Raw genomic sequence first — 18,674 nt, 5'->3', positions numbered from 1 at the left:
GCCATCCTTTCCTATGATTCTACAGAAAGAATAGCGTATTTTTTCATTTAAGGGGAGAACTTTATTTTATTTGTTTGATAGCGATTAAGTAGCACCAAAGCGTTTAAGAATAAAACTGTACAACAGTTAAGTATTCTATATTTCAGTTAAAAAGAATTTTTAAAAATCAGTACGTTTATAAATTCTCACCGTTAAGAAGTAAGAACCGATAAATATAAGCATGGTAACGATTGAAGCAAGTGCAATTAGTTGATTAATAGTAAATTGTGAAGTAACACCATATACAAGGTCAGTAATATGCACATATGCCTCAAGTGGTCTCCATAAAACAACACATACAGGGAAAATAATGGTGACAGCAGCCATCAAATATTTATTGGTGAAACGATAGAAAAATGGTAAGTAAATAGATGTAAACAACATGACAGTAAGAACATTAACCACAATTGTCTGTGGTGTTTCAATTTCAACTCCATAAGTCGGGGATGCAACTTGAATTACTACTTGAATCAATAATGAGAATAGAACTACTAGAATTGTAAACAACACTGTACCGATATATTTTGACATAATAATTTTATTTCTACTATAAGGCAGGCTATTAATAAATTTGTGACTATTATTCTTTTCGTCGTAATAATGTAAATTTATCATATAAGAACTAGCCACCAAAACGACTATAAATCCAAAATTTCCAAACGTCCCTATAAAAAAGCATATACTAAGTACATAGAGTAAGATCATTAATTTTTGCAATCGAAAATCCTTTAATATTAAATTATACATATTGAACATTCCCCTTTTTTGTATAGTACATAATATCTTCTAATGTCGCTTCTTCAATTAATACATCATTCCCTAATTGCGTACGTGAACGGCTGGCGTTACTTGTGAGTGCTTCAAATCCCACGTTTGTTTCACGAATCCCGATTAATTGTTCTCTGATTTTCGGCGTAAGCAAGGAATTATCCCCTTTTACAGTTGCATATTCTTCAGCAATACTATGTATATCTTTTTCAAACACAATCTCTCCATTATGAATAAATACAATATAATCAGCAATACGATCTAAATCAGTGGTAATATGTGTGGAGAAAAAAATTGTTTTATCTTGATCGACCATTAAATCATAAAGGATGTCTAAAAGTTCTCTTCGAAATACAGGATCGAGTCCAGATGTCGGTTCATCCATAAGTATAAATTCGGCATGGTGTGAAAGTGCAAACGCTAGGGAAGTCTTCATTTTCATCCCTGTAGACATCTCTTTCATTTTTATGTTAGTCGGTAACTCAAAGCGTTGTAAGTAGGATTGGAACTGATTTTCATCCCATTTTTTATACGCTGGAGCAATGAATTTTTTTAGTTGATAAATTGTCATATCTTCATAATAGATATTGTCATCGTATACGAATCCAATACGCTCTTTAATAGAAACTTGGTCCTTTTGATGATCTTTACCAAACACTGTGATTTCTCCACTATCCTTGCTAATAAGATCCATAATAAGTTTAATTGTCGTACTTTTCCCAGCACCATTTGCGCCAATAAATCCCGTTACAAACCCCTTTTTGATGTTGAACGATGCATTTTTTAAAGAAAATCCCTTATATGTTTTTGAAACATTTTTCACTTCTACAATGTTCTCCATTTTTATTCCTCCTCATAAATATGATTAATAATTTGTATTAACTCATCCCTTAATAAATGATTAGCCTTACTCTCTCGAACGATTGTACTGAACTTTTCACGTATTGGATCACTTGGTTCATCCGCACGTTGTTTCTTTATTTGTTTTGCAACAAACGAGCCTTTCCCTACTATAGAGTAGATGTAACCCGCTTTTTCAAGTTCTTCGTACGCTCTTTTTGAAGTAATAACACTTACCTTCAAGTCTCTTGCTAATGAACGCATAGAAGGTAACGAATCATCTACTTTCAATGTTTCATTTGATATTTGAAATATAATCTGATCAATGATTTGTTGATAAATAGGCGACTTAGACTTATTAGATAGTAAGATTTTCATGATTCAACTCCTTGCCTCTTAAATGCTTATGAACACATTATACACAATGTGTACAATATATACAATATACACATTTAGAACGGTGTTAATTTTTCATATAGGAAACCGTCATATTGATATAAAGACGTTATCCTTTCCTAAGATTTCTCGAAAGAATAACGCCTTTTTCATTTTAGAGGGTATTTAGGGAAAACGCTTTTCGTGTAAGCGTCAAATATTCCCCACCTACTATTTTTATTGTATATTTTAGGGTTACTTGATGTTTACTCTATTCGAGAAAGAAAAGCATCTAGAGAATTAATTATGGGAAAAAGGTCGATATGGAAGAGGCTTAAAAAATTACATAAAAGATATTAGGTCAAAGAAAGAAGGTCTTTGCGTGTGGCTTGTTTCCCCACACTGAAATCTGTTGATTATATTTAAATGCTCCTGTAAAATTATACTAGTTTCCAATTAATGCAAACGCTTTCGTAAAAAGGGATGTTAGTTTATAATCTACAATTAATCTTTATTTTATGGGAGGCAGGTGTAGTAGGGTGAAGGTATTTATTTAATTGCTATCATACTTTAGCTGTATAACGGCTAATATTTGTAAAAGGGGAAGTAGGGGATTTATAAATGATTGAAGTAAAGAATGTTACGAAAAGCTATAAGATTTTAGAGCGAAAGCCAGGTTTAATGGGTGCAATAAAAGCTTTAATAAAACGGAAATATTATGATAAACAGGCAGTGCAACCGATTGCTTTTTCTGTTAAAAAAGGAGAAATGGTTGGATATATCGGATTCAACGGTGCTGGAAAGTCAACCACTATTAAGATGCTGTGTGGAATCTTAACTCCAGATACTGGTGAAATTAAGGTAAATGGAATTATTCCATACAAAAATAGGCAGGAAAATGCTAAAAATATTGGAGCTGTTTTTGGACAACGGACACAACTTGCTTGGGATATACCGGTGCGGGAGTCTTTCGAACTATTAAAACATGTTTATGAGATTCCAGAAACAAAATATCAGGAAATGTTGCAATTACTTGAAGATGTACTGGATCTCGGAACCTTAATGACATTACCTGTTCGTCAGCTATCACTCGGACAAAAAATGCGTTGTGAGTTGGCTGCTGCTTTTCTTCATCAACCTTCTGTTGTATTCCTAGATGAACCTACAATTGGTTTAGATATTGATGTAAAGGAAAAGATACGTAGTTTTATTAAGGAAATGAATAAGAAATTGGACGCAACAGTTGTATTAACTACTCATGATATGCAGGACATAGAAGAGCTTTGCCAGCGAATTATTATTATCGATAAAGGATCTATTATTTATGATGGGGACTTACAAGATCTAAAAGATCGTTTTTCTTATAACCGCATCCTATCTTTAGAATTAGAAGAGCACACAATGTTTGAGATTCCTGTATCATTACAAAATTACATAGTGGTACAGAAGAATAAAGCAGAAAATGAATCTCGCGTAGAGTTAAGTTTTCACACAAAGACAGTTTCATCGGAATTTGTGCTTTCCGAACTTGCAAGGCACAATAAAATATTAGATTTGACGATTTCAAACCCTAAATTAGAGACAATTATTAAAGATCTTTATCAGCATGGAGGTGAGAAATCCCTTGAGAAAATATTGGGAAATGCTTAAAGTGCAGATAAAGCTAGATACCTCATATGCAGCGTGGTATTGGGCGGGTACATTTGCAATTATCGTTAAATTATGTACGTTGTATTATTTTTGGACTGCTGTATACGAGAATAAAGAGACTGTTGGAGCACTTTCACTATCTAATATGCTAACTTATATGGTTATAGCTTTGTTATTGGAACAATACGTATCTGGAGTGGGAACCAATTTAGCGAGAATGATTAAACAAGGTGATATAGCATTGGAACTTATGAAGCCATATCATTTGTTAGATAAACTTGTAGCGATGGATATAGGGCAAAAAATTTCTAATTCTATGCGTACAACGTTCCCTATGCTACTGTTTGCCGTCTGGTTTGTAGGAATTCAACTACCACAATCAATAGAGTCTTTTCTATTATTTACGGTAAGTGTAGTTTTAGGGATTTTAATTGGAACTCAACTAGATCTTGTTATTGGTATATTAGCTTTTTGGACCATTAATATATGGGGACTTCGACTTCTACGAGAGTCTGTTCTTCAATTTTGTTCCGGAGCACTTGTACCATTATCGCTTTATCCACAATGGTTTCAAGAAATTAGTATGTTTTTGCCTTTTCAGTCTATGGTCTATATACCTGTTTCTATTTATACAGGTTCTATCTCAGGTACCCAGGCTTATACGGCAATTGTTACACAATTCATATGGTTAATCTTTATTACAGTACTTGTTAGATTTTTATGGACTTTAGCAATCCGAAAAATCACAATATTTGGGGGGTGATTGAGTTGTTGCAAACTCTAAAACGATACTCATTCTTATACATTGTCTATTTTAAGCAACACTTAAAAGTTATGATGGAATATAAAGTAGACTTTTTAATAGGAATTTCTTCAGTCTTCATTCAACAATTTGCCGCTATCTTTTTTTTAAAAGTTGTATTCGATCATATTGAGACTTTGAAAGGGTGGAACTTTTATCAAATTCTCTTAATCTACGGTATTGCGTTTGCAGGGAGGGCAATCCATCACATTTTCTTTGATAATTTATGGACGATTGGATGGCAATACATTCGGACAGGAAATTTAGATCGTTTGCTAATCCGTCCTATTAACCCGCTGTTCCAAATTATAGCGGAGCGTGTTCAACAAGATGGAATAGGGCAACTAATAATAGGGGGAATGGTTCTTTATTATTCCATTAGTAATCTAGATATTGCAATTTCATTGGGAAATGTACTAATACTCATCATAATGATTATTTCAAGTGGTCTTATCTTTGTTGCATTAAATTTATTTTTTATAACATTTTCTTTTTGGATGACAGATAGTCTCCCTGTTGTATCAGCAGTATTCAATTTAAGTGATTTTTCGCGATATCCGATTACAATTTATAATAAAGTTATCGCATTTATCTTAACGTTTATTATTCCTTACAGTTTCACATCCTTTTATCCAGCTGCCTTTTTCTTCGATAAAGGGTATAAATGGGTATCTTTGTGTACACCACTCGTTGCTATCATACTATGTTTCATTTCTTATCGTTTTTGGAAATATGGATTAAGTGCATTCACTAGTACAGGAAGTTAATCCTAAGGATTGTGTGTAAGAAAGTCGGTTGGAAAAACAATTCGTTATATTTCTAATTAACATCGAGAGTTAATTCAGAAGGAGGTAAGCAATTGGAACTGAAAAGAGCTAGTTGTATTATTTACGTATCAAACTGTAAATCGGTATATGATTTGAGATAAATGTTGTTTGGGCTAGTAGTGTTAAATTTTCACATAAGGAGTCTAGTTATGGAGAAACAAAAGGATAAGTATGAAATTAATGTAATAACCTTATAACGTATAAAAAGACACTTTATAAAGTGTCTTTTTATATATTGACATACAATGAAAGAAAATGTAGTGATTAATCAAAATATGTTGGATGCTTCTTGGTTGATTTTATTATAACATTGATATCAATAATTTTAAATTTAATTATACATATATATAGATTAATTTATTTATTGCTTATACATGTCGCTCGTTATCTTCTTTTTGTTTTTATAATTTTTTATTCTGTTTTGTAATAAGGATAATCAGTTAGTAAATTAGAATCAAATAAAGAATATAAAAAGAGCCATGCGAAATAATATTAATTATAGGTACTCCTTAAAGGAGGATACGATGGATTTTTTAATTAGAGAATTAAAAGTAAATGATTTAGACAGTTTATCAGAAATTGATGATAGTTTTATAGTGAGTTCTCGGTTAATTCTTTCTCTTTCAAAAGTAAATAAAAGGATAGAATATACAGTAGAAGACGTTGCAAGTTATGAGAAAAGCTATTGACATAATCAATATGATAATGAACAAGCATACAATGAATAAATAAACAAATGTCATTAATATATTTATATGTAAAAAAAGGTATTCAAAAAACTGTGTATAAAAACCTGCATTATAACAAGTTTTTAGCACAGTTTTTTTTATTTTATGCCTTTCATTAAAACTTGAATCTTTGGGGCCATAAAATATAAAATTACACTTAAAATGATTGAAAGACCACCAATTGCACCGAAATAAATAATTTCTGTTTCAGGATTATATAATCGAACTATTTGAGCATTTATAGCTTGTGCAGCTGCACTAGTTAAGAACCACAGACTCATTGTTTGAGCAGAGAAGGCAGCTGGTGCTAATTTGGTTGTAATTGATAGACCTACAGGTGATAAACAAAGTTCCCCAATTACTACTAACAGGAAGCTAATCGCTAACCACATAGGACTTACAAGGGAATCTGTACCATGGATATATGCAGGGATAATCATAACTAAGAAAGATAAACCAGCAAATAATAAACCAATAGCAAATTTATTAGCTGTACTTGGTTGACGTGAATTAAGCTTTATCCATAACCAAGCAAATACTGGTGCTAACAAAACAATATAAATTGGGTTTAATGATTGAAACCATGAAGATTGCAGTTCAAGCCCGGCCAATTTTAATTGAGTACGCTGATCAGCATATGAAGCTAAAATGATAGCTCCTTGTTCTTGAATGGCCCAAAACATTGTAGCAGCGATAAATAATGGTATGTAAGCAATTAAACGAGACCTTTCAATTTTTGTAGTTTTCGGACTACGATACATAAAAATAAAGTAACCAGTTGGAATGAGAATACCTAAAATACTTACTAATAAAGTGAATCGATCAATAGTTAAAATACCTGTTGGTATCGTTAAAATACAAAATAGTACTATAGCTATTGTACCAATACTAAACTGTGTAATAACTTTTTTTCTTTCGATGTCTGTTAAAGGATTTGGTACTTGTGTTCCTGCTAAACCAAGGTTTTTCTTTTTTGTAATAACAAAAATAATTAAGCCCAATAGCATACCAATTGCAGCAACACCAAAACCTAGGTGGAAGTTATACTTTTGACCAAGTGTCCCTATAATAAAAGGAGATAAAAGAGCTCCTAAATTAATACCCATATAGAAAATACTGAAACCTGAGTCACGTCGAGTATCTGTTTCACTATATAAATCACCAACAATGCTAGATACATTAGGTTTTAATAAACCTGTACCAAGTACTAAAAACACCATAGATATGAATAAAGTACTTATAGTCCCTGGTAGTGCTAAAATCAGGTGACCTATCATAATTAAAACTCCACCCCAAAAAATCGTTCTACTTGAACCTAATAGACGATCTGCAATCCAGCCACCAATAATGCCAGACATGTAAACGAGAGATCCATAGATGGCCATAATTGACGCTGCGGTCGCATGATCCATCCCTAAACCACCTTGTGAGATTGAATAATACATATAGTAAAGTAATATTGCTCTCATTCCATAGTAAGAGAATCGCTCCCAAAACTCTGTAAAGAATAGGGTAAACAGCCCCTTAGGGTGTCCGAAAAAACCGCTTTGCGGAACAGTACGAATAATATCGCTTTTACTAAGCTTCTCCATATGAATACACTCCTTATATTTAAATATAACAATACTAAACTAGTATAAACTAATAATTAGAAAATTAAAATAAAAATTTACTTAGTTAATTATTAGATTTTTCGTAAAAAACAAATTTTTAGTTGATTTCCAAGGAGATTTTAATTATATTATTTAATGCAGATATATTGATTAAAAATGATGATAGTGTATAAATATTAATACAAACTGTAGGAGGATTTATATATTGTTAATGAAAGAAGTTTCTATAGAAGATATTTATCAGGAAATATTAGATGGAAAAAGAAATAGATTTCCTCCAAATACATGGAAAGAAGATATAGATAATAAAATGGCGCGGAGGGTATTAATATATTTGCTTAACAGTATTTTAAAATGGAGTAAGGAAGACATAAGAAAAAAATGGAACACAAAATTACTTGTAAAGTATAGGCTACGGGGATTACTCAAACATAGGTATGAAAATAGCCCTTTTAAAGCAATTAATGATTTGTATCCAAATCAGTTTAAAGAATGGGAATTTGGTATGACTCCTTTAAATTTTTGGACGAAAGAAAAAGCATTAACAATTTTGAAATGGGTTATTGAGGAAAAAGAGGGCCTTTCACAAGAAAAGCTCTTAGGATTATACGGGAAAAAATGGTTGGAAAAAAATAAGCTTGGTGCACCTCTGGCTATGTATTGGAATAGTAGCCCGTATGCAATGATTAATGATCTTTATCCAAGACGTTTTAAAGAATGGGAATTTGGTATGACTCCTAATAACTTCTGGACGAAAGAAAAAGCATTAGAAGCATTGAAATGGACTATTGAAGAAAAAGAGAGATTAACCCCTAAACAATTGCTTGATGTATACAATATAAAATGGTTAAAGACCCATGGATTAGCATCAGCATGTCAAATGTTTTGGGGGAATAGTCCGTTTAGAATGATTAATGATTTGTATAGAGACCGTTTTAAAGAATGGGAATTTAAAGTTACTCCTGTTGGATATTGGTCTAAACGTAAAGCATTAGAGGCGTTAAGATGGACTATTGAAGAAAAAGAAAAATTGGATGAAAAACAGCTATTAAAAATATTTAATCAAAAATGGCTAATAAAACAAAAATTATGGACACCATTAAAACGCTATTGGAAAGGAAGTCCCTATGAAATGCTTATTGCTCTATATCCAAATCGTTTTTCAAAAAATATGTTAAAAGGATATATGTAAAAGTAATGATTAAATTCATAATTATTGAGAAAGTTTATGATATAACATTCGGTTATTAATTTGGAGGAAGACACCTTAAAGGTGTCTTTTTTATGTATAAAAAAGTAAGATATCGCTTTGTGTAAAAGATTTCAAAATACTAAAGAGATTTCTATTCATAATTAAATAAAATCATTCATTAACTGTTCTATCTCTTTTCCTATTAGAACCAAATTTTTGCTAATTGAGATACTCCTTTTATTATCTCTTCTTCGCATAAATTACCAAATCCAAGTTGAATATGCGGATATTCTGGTAAATATTCCGAGAAATATTTTGAGCAAGGATAAACTATAATGCCATGATTATGTGCTTTTTCAATTAGCATTTTTTCACTCATTTTTGTTTTCACTTCAATAATAACGAATATTCCGGAGCTACCGCCTTTAATCTTGACATATTCCTTAAAATGCTTTGATAATTCCTTATTTAATAGATTCATTTTACGTTTATACAAAGCTTTCATCTTCCTTAAGTGCGAGTACCAATATCCTTCATTCATAAAAGTTGCCAATGTTTGCTGATGAATAGATGAGGATGTTTGTTCAAATAAAGGGAGTATCTTTTTATATTCATTAATTAGCCGCTTAGGCAAAACCATATAACTGACACGGATAGAGGGGAGGAGTGCTTTTGAAAAAGTTCCTAAATAAACCACCCTATCATTAGAATCCAAACTTTGAAGACACGGTATAGGTTGATGGATATATCGAAATTCACTATCATAATCATCCTCAATAATATAGCCTTCCATCTTTTTGGCCCATTCAATTAACTTTAGTCTTTCATTGACAGGGATAGTCACCCCATACGGAAAGTGATGAGTAGGAGTCACATATAAAAGTCTAGAAGGCGATTTTAAAAGTAGATCGACTTGGATACCTCGTTCTTTTACAGGAATTGGATCAATAATAAATGATTGAAGAAAAAAAAGTTCCCTTGCCATGCTATATCCAGGGTCTTCTACGGCCAGATAATGATATTCTTGCTTTAATATCAGTGACAAAAGTAATAACAAATGTTGTGTGCTACTACCAATAATAATTTGTTCTACAGAAGTAGTAACTCCTCTTGATTGAAATAAGTAATCTGTTAGTGCTTTCCTTAATTTAATGTCGCCTTGTTTTTCTCCGTATGAAAACATGCTAGAGTCTTTAATTATTTTGTTTGTAATCATTCTCCATTTTTTCAAAGGGAAGTTTTCTTGATCCACTGTCCCAATCTTAAAATCAATAGTTTTTATGGTAGTATGATTTGTTTCATGATGCAGTTCTCTAATAGGTTCAAAATTAAGTGTTTCATCTGATGTAATAGCCTCTACAAAAAAACCTTTTTTGTTCTCACTTCGAATATACCCCTCTGATTGCAGTTGTTCATAGGCTACCTGAGTTGTGTTTCTGCTGACTTCTAATTGGTTAGCAAGTTGTCTAATTGATGGCAACTTTTTACCTTGTTCTAATTTACCAGATAAAATCTGAGTTCGTATATATTGGTAAACTTGCTGATACATAGGATTTTTACTTTTTCGATTTATATTAAATATTAGTTCCTTCATTATTATAATACCCCATCTGTCATTTGTATTTATTGTAAACTGTCCCTTTTAGAAATGACAGTATAAATAAATAATGAATTTATAAAAAATTTACTCTAGGAGAAAATTTATGAAAATATTTATGTACATATTTTGTTTAATTGTATGGGGACTCAACTTTATTGCAGTAAAAATTCAAGGAACTCCTGTTAGCTTAGAGTTATCTTTAACCTACCGTCTGGCTATGACAGCTTTTTTATTTTTGATGCTTGTTTGTTTCCTTCGACCAAGTGGGATACCAACAAAAAAAGATATCCCATTTGTAATAGTTTTTGGTATATGTAACTTTGCATTAAGCTATTTATGCCTTTATTACGCTACAATTTTGAGTTCTGCGGCAATTGTAACATTGGTTTTTTCATTAAAGGTGATTTTGAACCCGATTGCTCTTCGAATTTTTTTAAAAGAAAAGTTGCATTCACGAGTTTTGGTTGGAGGGATTTTAGGGGTATTAGGAGTATGTATTCTTATCTATCCGAAATTGAATGATTTTCAAGGGTTCAATGATTTAAAAGGAATTATGGTTGCGCTCTTAGGTGCGGTCCTTACAGCAATAGGTGATGCGAGCTCGGCACGAAATGCAAGCCATAAGGTGAACCCTATCTATGCAAATGCAATTGGATTTACAGTAGGTGGTATATTGATGGGGGGAATTGTATTATTTCAAGGACAAGAAATTACATTCCCCACATCGTTTTCATATGTATGTATGTTGTTATATTTAACTTTGTTTGCTTCTTTTGTAGCATGGTTATTCTATTTGAAGCTTGTAGAAAAAATCGGAGGAGCTCGAAGTGGGTATATGGTGGCGCTATTCCCTGTAATTGGAGGAATAGCTTCCGTTTTAATCGGTGAGTCAGATCCATCCCCGTATTTGTTTATTGGTTGTTTTTCTAGCTGTATTGGAGCGGCTATCGCATTAGGGTTTAGAACTCAAAAGCAAGATTCGAAATTAACTCTAAAAAGAGTTAATTAAGATAGGAATAAGTGTAATGGATTAGAAAATAGAGTCCATATATTTTTTGTTATTTATATTTGAATTGTGAAGGTTCTTTTGCAAAAAAAGACGTCATAAGGCACTCGAAAACTGTGTAGATAAGGATTTGTTTTTTCTGATTTAAAGAAAGTATGTATCAGCACCCTTGGGAATATATCTTAATATGCGTTCAATTTAATGTGTATTATTTCATACTCTTTTTTAAACTTCTATTTTGATAAAAGATTTAACATTGAAGTGGATACAAAATTGCAGAGATAAAATTCAGAAAGTGTACAAGAAGTATGTTAGTTTATCGAAAAAGGCCCTACAGGGGACGTAGGGCAAGTCTAAGGGTATTGAAGAATTGTCGATTCTAAAAGTATAGGACTTCTTGGGATAAAGTTTAACACATAATCCGCTAAAACCTTATATAATAATGTTACAGAAATGTGAATTACTGATTCTAAAGCACCGGCATTTAAAGCTGGAAAAGAATTAAGAGAAGCAGTGAAATAATTATACATAGTAAAAAAGGATTTGATATTCATATCAAATCCTTTTTTCATTATTGGTTTAGTATAATTGCTCATCGTAGATTCTTAACAAAGGTTTAGAAACTAGATATTTTTCAGGTACTACAATCTAAAACTAATATTTTTCTTTGTTTATGGTATTCACTTTTCCTAGCTTAACGAACATGGGTGCACTATATCATAAGAAGAAAATTAGATGTTTAGTATTAAATAAAATTAGTATCAATACAATCTTGGTCCTTTAAGGAAATCAAATTAGAGAGCAACATTTCAAAGAGTATCCTGTGATATAACTAAGGAGAATTTTAAACAAGGGGATGATGAGATGAATACATTGAAGGGGAAAGTTGCATTAGTAACAGGAGCTAGTAGGGGAATAGGACGAAGTATTGCCTTACATTTGGCACAGGCTGGTGCGTTAGTTGTAGTTCACTATAGTAAAAGAAAAGAAGAAGCAGAAAGTGTAGTGGATAAAATTAAACAAGATGGCGGTGCCGCATTTGCAATCAGTGCAGATTTAAGTACTTTTAAAGGCATTAATAACTTGTATTTAATGATGGATCAATCTCTTCAAAAACATATAGGTAATACTACATTTGATATTCTTGTAAACAATGCTGGAATTGGGCAGATTTTAACGTTAGAGGAATCTACAGAGGAGTCTTTTGATGAGGTTATGAATATTAATGTGAAGGCTCCATTTTTTATTATTCAAAAGGCTTTGCCACGTTTAAAAGATGGAGGACGGATTATCAATATTTCATCATTTGTTACACGAGTAGCTTCCCCAAGTGTTTTTGCCTACAGTATATCTAAGGGGGCAATTAATACACTTACTCATACTTTAGCACAACAACTTGGTGCTCGTGGTATTACAGTAAATGCAATTCTCCCGGGTATAATTAATACAGAAATGAACGCTGAGACATTGGGGAATAAAGATGGCCAAAAATATGCTGCAGGTTTATCGACTTTTAATAGATGGGGAGAACCTAATGATATAGCTGATATTGTAGGTTTTCTTTCTTCATCAGACAGCCGTTGGATAACTGGTGAGTTAATCGATGCAAGTGGTGGATCTTGCTTATAATGCTAGAGGAAAAGCCAAATTAAATTGAGTTGGATTTGCATCTTTATTGTTTATTTGCTAAACAACCGAACTACGCACCATTTATGAACTCTTACAAAAGTCAGCTTGATATGAGCCCAAATGTAGTATGTCAATCAAGGTAGAGAAGCCATTATGCTGTAGTAGGATTAATGGTAAGTGCAAATAGTAAAAATGCAATGAATATGCAAAATTTCATATGTAAATAGGTACCTTCTGTTAACTCTTTCACAGGGAACGAAATGTATGAAATTAGTATGATAGAATCAATTTGTATTAAATATAAATGGGATGCTTCGGGACAGCAAAATGGACAATTCAAATATCAAAATACATCTACAAATGCACCTTGGAATACATTATCTACGTCATTAAATATTAAATATTAAATAAGCTAACAGAAGAATCTAATGTTAATTTTTGGTTGCAATATTTAATGTTTAGGTAATTAAAGGAGGCTACGTTATTTGGTGGGCTCTTTTAACCTAATGATAAGATATGTGCAAATTCATAAGCTATTTTATCCAATTGTTACGTTACATGTTTACATAATGTTATTCCTGTAAACAAATTTATGGTTAATAGTGTGAGTAATTAAGGAGATTAATATATTGAAAAATCAAAAAATATTAAAGAAGTCTTTTAGCATCCTAATCTTAAACTATATATTTATGAATTTTTATAATATTTTTAGCCAACATTTAGTCACAAATCATACGATACTCTTACAAAATACTATAATTTGGTTAGTAATAGTAGTGAAAAAAACATTAAACATAACTAGGTAGTATAGCTAATGTTATTTTTTTACATAATTTGTTTAATAGTATGTATATCGTTATTATTCAATGTAACTAAAATAATTTAAAAGGAGATAGGAAGTCATGTTTAAAGAAAAAACAAATGGAAGACTAAAAAAGATTGTTATGTTTACTGCGGCTTGCACCATGATGTCAATGTATGGGGCACCAATTTCTAGTACAGAGGCAGCAATCCGATCTCATGCCCCATCAGTTTATGTAACACCACAAAATACTGCTTCTTCAGATATTATTAGCATAGACTGGTCACCAGTCCAAACAGCTCCTTATACGTATTGGGCTGTGCATAATTGGAATCAGGGGGGAGAGGGTGGTGGTTATGCTGGTTTCCAACAACAAAGTGGTTTTGATCAAAACGGTAAACGTACCCTTCACTTTGCGCTTTGGGATCCAATAGCATCAAACCAAGCAATAAAAGCTGAATATTTATCGCCGACTTCAGAAGCCAGTAGATTTGGTGGGGAAGGAACAGGTCTGAAGGTCCAAACAACTTATAATTGGAAAGATAGTGAATGGTATCGAATGACTCTACGTTCTTGGCAAGAAGATGGCCATACAAAGTTTGGCCAGTGGATAAAAGATAATAAATTAAATGAATGGAAGTTAGTTGCTATTATGGATCATCCAGTTGCGAATGTTGCATTTAATTATGGTCTATCCATGTTTCAAGAAGACTGGGCTGGTAATGGACAAGATGTAAGAGAAGCACGCCTAAAAAATGGATACAGTAGAAAAATTTCAGATAAACAATGGAATTCTTGGAATAATCAGCGTATCAGTGGACAACATGATACATCTTATCAATACGATGGAGGAGCAACTTCAGAATATTTATGGGTTAAGGCAGGAGGAAATACTCAATCAACGATTGGTACTGGAAAAACTTTTACTATAAATCAGCCTAGTCAACCAGAAATGGGAAATTTAGATTTTGATATTCAAAATATTCGCTTTGAAGCTGAAAGATTAAATGTGTCTTGGAAATTGAAAGAACAAAGTACCCCACAGTTTAAAGGGAAAATTGAAATCTATGACAATGAAAAGTTAATGGGACAACCTTTGAAAGTAATTGATAATATTAAGTCCTACCAAACTGAGGTAAGTAAAACTATGCAATTGCCTCAAACGGCTTTTGCTAAAATTACATTAACAGACATATTTGATCGAACTGTAGAGAAAAAAGTAGAAATTACAAATGGAAATTCTGATATTTTAGTAGGGAACCAATTTGCATGGTCCCTAAAAGGATATAGTGATCGAGAAATTGCAAAAGTAGATTATAATAAAGCGGCAGAAGAGCTGAAAATCAAATTAGAAGCTGGTGTACCGCATTCTTACTTCAATAGCACATATGCAAGTATTAAGCTCCAAAACTCATCTGGTAGCGTACTATACAATAAGGAAATCGTGGGGAATAGACAACAAAATACCGAAACCCAAACTGTGTCTGTAAAAGTAGGGAATTACATTGAATTAACTCATATAGAAGGAGACGCAGTAAAGGAAAAGACACGCGCAACATTAACGAATCTTGAAAATAACAAAAATGAGACTATTGGAAAGACAGCAAGGTATCAGGTTACAAAACAGGGATTAAAGAAAGTAGAAAAAATGCCAGAGACAACAATTCTAGATGGAAACCAATTTGCATGGTCATTAAAAGGATATAGTGATCGAGAAATTGCAAAAGTAGATTATAATAAAACAGCAGAAGAGCTGAAAATCAAATTAGAAGCTGGTGTACCGCATTCTTACTTTAATAGTACATATGCAAGTATTAAGGTCCAAGGCTCATCCGGTAGCGTTATGTACAATAAGGAAATCATGGGAAATAGACAACAAAATGCTGAAACCCAAACAGTACCTATAAAAATGGGGGATTATATAGAATTTACTCATATAGAAGGGGAAGCAGCAAAGGAAAAAACGCGAGCGACTTTAACTAACCTTGAGAATGGAAAACAGGAATATATAGGTAAGAAAAGAACATATCAGGTTACATCCACAGGATTAATAAGAAAATAGATGTATTAAAAAGTTGGGGGAATCCCCAACTTTTTCTGTAGAAATGGAAGAATAACCGTTTCTGTAAAGAAATCTGTGTGAGTTTTTGAAACGAACACATAGAATAGCAAATTTTAAGGAAAGATTGGTTTTATCTTATTTATCTTCTTTTGACTTTCAGTATGTGTGATAATTAAATCGAAAGGTCGTGGAAGAATGAAGATAGCTGTGATACAAGCAAGTACCCAAACTAGCAAAAATGAACTGATTTTTGAAGAAACAAGAAGGGCAGTGGCGAAGCATGGATATGAAGTGTTTAATTTTGGTGTTACAATTGAAGATTCGGAGTTAAGCTATATACAAGTGTCCTTAGTTGTTGGTCTACTTCTAAATTCAGGTGCAGTTGATTTTGTCGTCACTGGATGTAGCAGCGGTGTTGGTATGTCGATTGCCTGTAATACACTTCCGAATGTCATTAGCGGTTATCTGCCAACTCCAACAGATGCGTTCCTGTTTGGTAGGATAAATAACGGAAACTGTGCATCACTGCCACTTGGATTGAACTTCGGTTGGGCGGGCGAACTAAATCTTCGCTTCACGCTTGAGAAACTTTTTGAAGAACCGTTCAATACGGGCTATCCTGAAGAATCCGCCGAACGAAAGAAACGTGATGCAGAACTTTTGAAAGAAATCAAGAGTTTTTCACACCATGGCATCGTTCAGATTCTAAGTCAGTTAGATGTAGCTGTTATTAATCCTGTTCTTCAAAAACAAGATTTAGTGAAATTCCTCTTGAGGAATGGCACCAACACAGATATATCAAATTATCTTATCGAACAAACGACGAATTTAAATCACGGTAGATAAATTCTGTATTTTACAATAAGTTAGGCAAATTTAACGTTAACCATAAGCTGATTCAACAAGATTGACCAATTGAGGGATATAATTGCCATTCCATTTGTTATGGGGTTCTTTTACAATCCTTCTCCAACAAAAAAACACATAGCCTTTAGGCAAGGGATGAAAGTGAGATTGGATACGGAGTGCTACTAAATGACCGCAAGGTTTGTGGCACTTTAGGTATCCAAAGTGTGGGTATCCATTATGACAATTTTCGTGTTCTTTCCGTTTTTTGAGTTTAAATCGTAACCAAGATGGTGATTCATTTCGCCCTGAACCATTGCCTCAAACAAAGGTCCACCGATGTCTTTCAAAGCCTCTTGAAAATCTTCAACAGTTTCCGATTGGTAAGCTTCAAAAATTGATTGAGCTAATTTCACGGATTTTGAATCTCTCTTCTAACTATAAGTGTAACCACTCCTTCTTAATTATTTTTGAAAAAGAAAAACCGTGAAGCAACCATCTATCTATGATGGTAGGTTACTTACACGGTTTATATGACACGCTCCAATAATCTATTATTTTTTATTCGTAGCTTTTAAAGTATCTAACACGACTTTGGTTGTGTCTGCAATGAGTTTATCATCGTATTCTGCATCTTCTTTATCATGATTAGAAAGGATGGCAAGAACAATTGGTTTTTTATTTGGTGGCCAAATAATTGCAATATCGTTCCTTGTCCCATAAGATCCTGCACCTGTTTTATCAGCTACTTCCCATCCTTTTGGTACGCCCGCACGTATTAATTTATCTCCAGTTGTATTTCTCTTCATCCAATCTACTAATAGTTCACGTTTCTCCTTTGGAAGTGCAGTTCCTAATGTAAATGACTGAAGTGTCTTAGCTATCGCTTCTGGTGTACTAGTATCATGTGTTTCTCCTGGATTTACTTCATTTAATTCAGGTTCAAATCTCTCAGAATTAGTAACAGTATCACCAATTTCCCTCAATATTTTTTCAAATGCGGATGGACCACCTAACTTTTTAAGAATTAAATTATGTGCAGTACTGTCACTATATCGAACAGAAGCATCTGCAAGTTCTTTTAACGTCATTCCTGTATCCACATGCTTTTCAGTAATTGGATTATAATTAGAAAGGTCTTCTCGCGTATACGTAATCTTTTCATCAAGAGCTTCTATTGAGTTCTGACGTAAAAGAGCTCCCGCTGCTAATGATTTAGATGTAGAGGCAAATGCAAAACGATCATTTGCATGGTAAGCAACAGTTTGATTCGTACCTGTGTCCAGTGCATAAATACCAAGCTTGGCATCATATTCTTTTTCAAGTTTAGCAAAAGAATCATTACCAGTATTTTCTGGTTTAATTTGATTTGTTTGTTTCGTTTGTTTAGGTGATTCAGATGAAGTATTACTATTGGAACAGCCTATTAGTGTTACGCATGAAAGTAATACGACAGGTACAATTTTTTTGTAATGTGAAATGGTAAAGAACTTGTTTAAAACGAACATAAATTTTCAACCTCTTTCAAGAATATATGGATTTTGTTTTGGCGTTTTAAATACCGATGTTAATTAAAGTGTGTATAGGATAACAATAATTTTGAAGTTGAATTTTAACAGGTTAAGCAGAATTAAAACGTTTAGATGAATGAACTGACGCTGTTTGGATTGTTTCTTTTTTTAATTACACTTGTAATAGTCCACCTGTGAAAGTATTAAACTCGTAACATTTAAATGCTGTATTTCAAAACACACTTTTTTACATCACTTTACTTTTGGTAATAATAAGTCCTTTCATATTTTTAGGAATACACGTAATAGACACTCTAAGTAATAAATTTGTTCCATTTTAAAAATAGGAAGAACTTGGTGAACGGTAAAGAAAATACGATGAAT

Annotated in this window: 14 protein-coding genes and 3 pseudogenes; 10 read left to right on the top strand and 7 right to left on the bottom strand. The window is 32.6% G+C overall.

Annotated features, from left to right (window positions below; genetic code table 11):
- Positions 1–159 precede the first annotated feature (159 nt).
- The 3 genes from QCI44_RS30145 to QCI44_RS30135 are packed head-to-tail and all read right to left on the bottom strand — an operon-like array spanning position 160 to position 2,025.
- Positions 160–786 (bottom strand): ABC-2 transporter permease, encoded by a 627-nt coding sequence (locus QCI44_RS30145; RefSeq protein WP_016135662.1) that lies wholly within the window; start codon positions 784–786, stop codon positions 160–162.
- Positions 779–1,648: an ABC transporter ATP-binding protein gene (locus QCI44_RS30140; RefSeq protein WP_016135661.1), complete on the bottom strand. Its 870-nt coding sequence runs from the start codon at positions 1,646–1,648 to the stop codon at positions 779–781. Before QCI44_RS30140 ends, QCI44_RS30145 begins: the two co-directional genes overlap by 8 nt.
- Positions 1,649–1,650: 2 nt before the next feature.
- Positions 1,651–2,025: a GntR family transcriptional regulator gene (locus tag QCI44_RS30135; protein WP_016089753.1), complete on the bottom strand. Its 375-nt coding sequence runs from the start codon at positions 2,023–2,025 to the stop codon at positions 1,651–1,653.
- A gap of 618 nt (positions 2,026–2,643) precedes the next feature.
- On the opposite strand from QCI44_RS30135, the gene QCI44_RS30130 reads away from it, so the two are divergent.
- The 4 genes and pseudogenes from QCI44_RS30130 to QCI44_RS30115 all read left to right on the top strand — a co-directional run.
- Positions 2,644–3,672 (top strand): ABC transporter ATP-binding protein, encoded by a 1,029-nt coding sequence (locus QCI44_RS30130; protein ID WP_016089752.1) that lies wholly within the window; start codon positions 2,644–2,646, stop codon positions 3,670–3,672.
- The gene (locus tag QCI44_RS30125) at positions 3,647–4,435 is read left to right on the top strand and encodes an ABC transporter permease (RefSeq protein WP_016089751.1); all 789 of its coding nucleotides are present in this window, start codon (positions 3,647–3,649) and stop codon (positions 4,433–4,435) included. The genes QCI44_RS30130 and QCI44_RS30125 overlap by 26 nt, the downstream gene beginning before the upstream one ends.
- A 5-nt stretch (positions 4,436–4,440) precedes the next feature.
- Positions 4,441–5,241 carry an ABC transporter permease gene (locus tag QCI44_RS30120; RefSeq protein WP_000942196.1) on the top strand — a complete coding sequence of 267 codons (801 nt, stop codon included), beginning with the start codon at positions 4,441–4,443 and terminating at the stop codon, positions 5,239–5,241.
- Positions 5,242–5,825: 584 nt separating this feature from the next.
- Positions 5,826–5,987: pseudogene (locus QCI44_RS30115) on the top strand (GNAT family N-acetyltransferase); the annotation flags it as partial.
- Between the two features lie 140 nt (positions 5,988–6,127).
- On the opposite strand, the gene QCI44_RS30110 reads toward QCI44_RS30115, so the two are convergent.
- Entirely contained in the window at positions 6,128–7,621 is a 1,494-nt protein-coding gene (locus QCI44_RS30110) for a peptide MFS transporter (protein ID WP_016135660.1), read from the bottom strand.
- A 226-nt stretch (positions 7,622–7,847) separates the two neighbouring features.
- Between QCI44_RS30110 and QCI44_RS30105 the strand changes: the two genes are divergently transcribed.
- The gene (locus QCI44_RS30105) at positions 7,848–8,834 is read left to right on the top strand and encodes a DUF4046 domain-containing protein (RefSeq protein WP_016135659.1); all 987 of its coding nucleotides are present in this window, start codon (positions 7,848–7,850) and stop codon (positions 8,832–8,834) included.
- 202 nt (positions 8,835–9,036) lie between these two features.
- On the opposite strand, the gene pdxR is transcribed toward QCI44_RS30105, so the two are convergent.
- Positions 9,037–10,428, bottom strand: coding sequence for a MocR-like pyridoxine biosynthesis transcription factor PdxR (pdxR, locus tag QCI44_RS30100; RefSeq protein ID WP_016089747.1), 1,392 nt, complete (start codon positions 10,426–10,428; stop codon positions 9,037–9,039).
- A gap of 109 nt (positions 10,429–10,537) precedes the next feature.
- Between pdxR and QCI44_RS30095 the strand changes: the two genes are divergently transcribed.
- From QCI44_RS30095 to QCI44_RS30070, 5 genes and pseudogenes are all read left to right on the top strand, one after another.
- Complete coding sequence (locus QCI44_RS30095; protein WP_353811648.1) at positions 10,538–11,443, top strand: DMT family transporter; 906 nt, start codon at positions 10,538–10,540, stop codon at positions 11,441–11,443.
- A gap of 861 nt (positions 11,444–12,304) precedes the next feature.
- Positions 12,305–13,069, top strand: a complete 765-nt coding sequence (locus QCI44_RS30085) for an SDR family oxidoreductase (protein ID WP_016089744.1) — start codon at positions 12,305–12,307, stop codon at positions 13,067–13,069.
- A gap of 296 nt (positions 13,070–13,365) precedes the next feature.
- Positions 13,366–13,476: pseudogene (locus QCI44_RS30080) on the top strand (DUF4879 domain-containing protein); the annotation flags it as partial.
- Between the two features lie 495 nt (positions 13,477–13,971).
- Positions 13,972–15,933: a DUF3472 domain-containing protein gene (locus QCI44_RS30075; protein WP_016135657.1), complete on the top strand. Its 1,962-nt coding sequence runs from the start codon at positions 13,972–13,974 to the stop codon at positions 15,931–15,933.
- Positions 15,934–16,128: 195 nt separating this feature from the next.
- Positions 16,129–16,779: an RpiB/LacA/LacB family sugar-phosphate isomerase gene (locus QCI44_RS30070; protein WP_016089741.1), complete on the top strand. Its 651-nt coding sequence runs from the start codon at positions 16,129–16,131 to the stop codon at positions 16,777–16,779.
- A 248-nt stretch (positions 16,780–17,027) separates the two neighbouring features.
- Here QCI44_RS30070 and QCI44_RS30065 read toward each other — a convergent pair.
- Together QCI44_RS30065 and blaIII are read right to left on the bottom strand one after the other, a co-directional pair.
- A pseudogene (locus QCI44_RS30065) lies at positions 17,028–17,195 on the bottom strand (IS256 family transposase); the annotation flags it as partial.
- 138 nt (positions 17,196–17,333) lie between these two features.
- Positions 17,334–18,287, bottom strand: a complete 954-nt coding sequence (gene blaIII, locus QCI44_RS30060) for a class A beta-lactamase BlaIII (RefSeq protein WP_016089739.1) — start codon at positions 18,285–18,287, stop codon at positions 17,334–17,336.
- Positions 18,288–18,674: the final 387 nt, after the last annotated feature.

The sequence above is a fragment of the Bacillus cereus group sp. RP37 genome (assembly GCF_040459695.1).
In the GTDB taxonomy this organism is placed as follows: Bacteria; Bacillota; Bacilli; order Bacillales; family Bacillaceae_G; genus Bacillus_A.
Note: the sequence above shows the minus strand (reverse complement) of the source record. Positions and strands in the feature narration are given on the sequence as shown.

Coding starts and splice junctions, on each gene's coding strand:
- blaIII (WP_016089739.1), bottom strand. CDS start 18,287: ATGTTCGTTTTAAACAAGTTCTTTACCATTTCACATTACAAAAAAATT.
- QCI44_RS30110 (WP_016135660.1), bottom strand. CDS start 7,621: ATGGAGAAGCTTAGTAAAAGCGATATTATTCGTACTGTTCCGCAAAGC.
- pdxR (WP_016089747.1), bottom strand. CDS start 10,428: ATGAAGGAACTAATATTTAATATAAATCGAAAAAGTAAAAATCCTATG.
- QCI44_RS30095 (WP_353811648.1), top strand. CDS start 10,538: ATGAAAATATTTATGTACATATTTTGTTTAATTGTATGGGGACTCAAC.
- QCI44_RS30085 (WP_016089744.1), top strand. CDS start 12,305: ATGAATACATTGAAGGGGAAAGTTGCATTAGTAACAGGAGCTAGTAGG.
- QCI44_RS30145 (WP_016135662.1), bottom strand. CDS start 786: ATGTATAATTTAATATTAAAGGATTTTCGATTGCAAAAATTAATGATC.
- QCI44_RS30070 (WP_016089741.1), top strand. CDS start 16,129: ATGAAGATAGCTGTGATACAAGCAAGTACCCAAACTAGCAAAAATGAA.
- QCI44_RS30135 (WP_016089753.1), bottom strand. CDS start 2,025: ATGAAAATCTTACTATCTAATAAGTCTAAGTCGCCTATTTATCAACAA.
- QCI44_RS30140 (WP_016135661.1), bottom strand. CDS start 1,648: ATGGAGAACATTGTAGAAGTGAAAAATGTTTCAAAAACATATAAGGGA.
- QCI44_RS30130 (WP_016089752.1), top strand. CDS start 2,644: ATGATTGAAGTAAAGAATGTTACGAAAAGCTATAAGATTTTAGAGCGA.
- QCI44_RS30075 (WP_016135657.1), top strand. CDS start 13,972: ATGTTTAAAGAAAAAACAAATGGAAGACTAAAAAAGATTGTTATGTTT.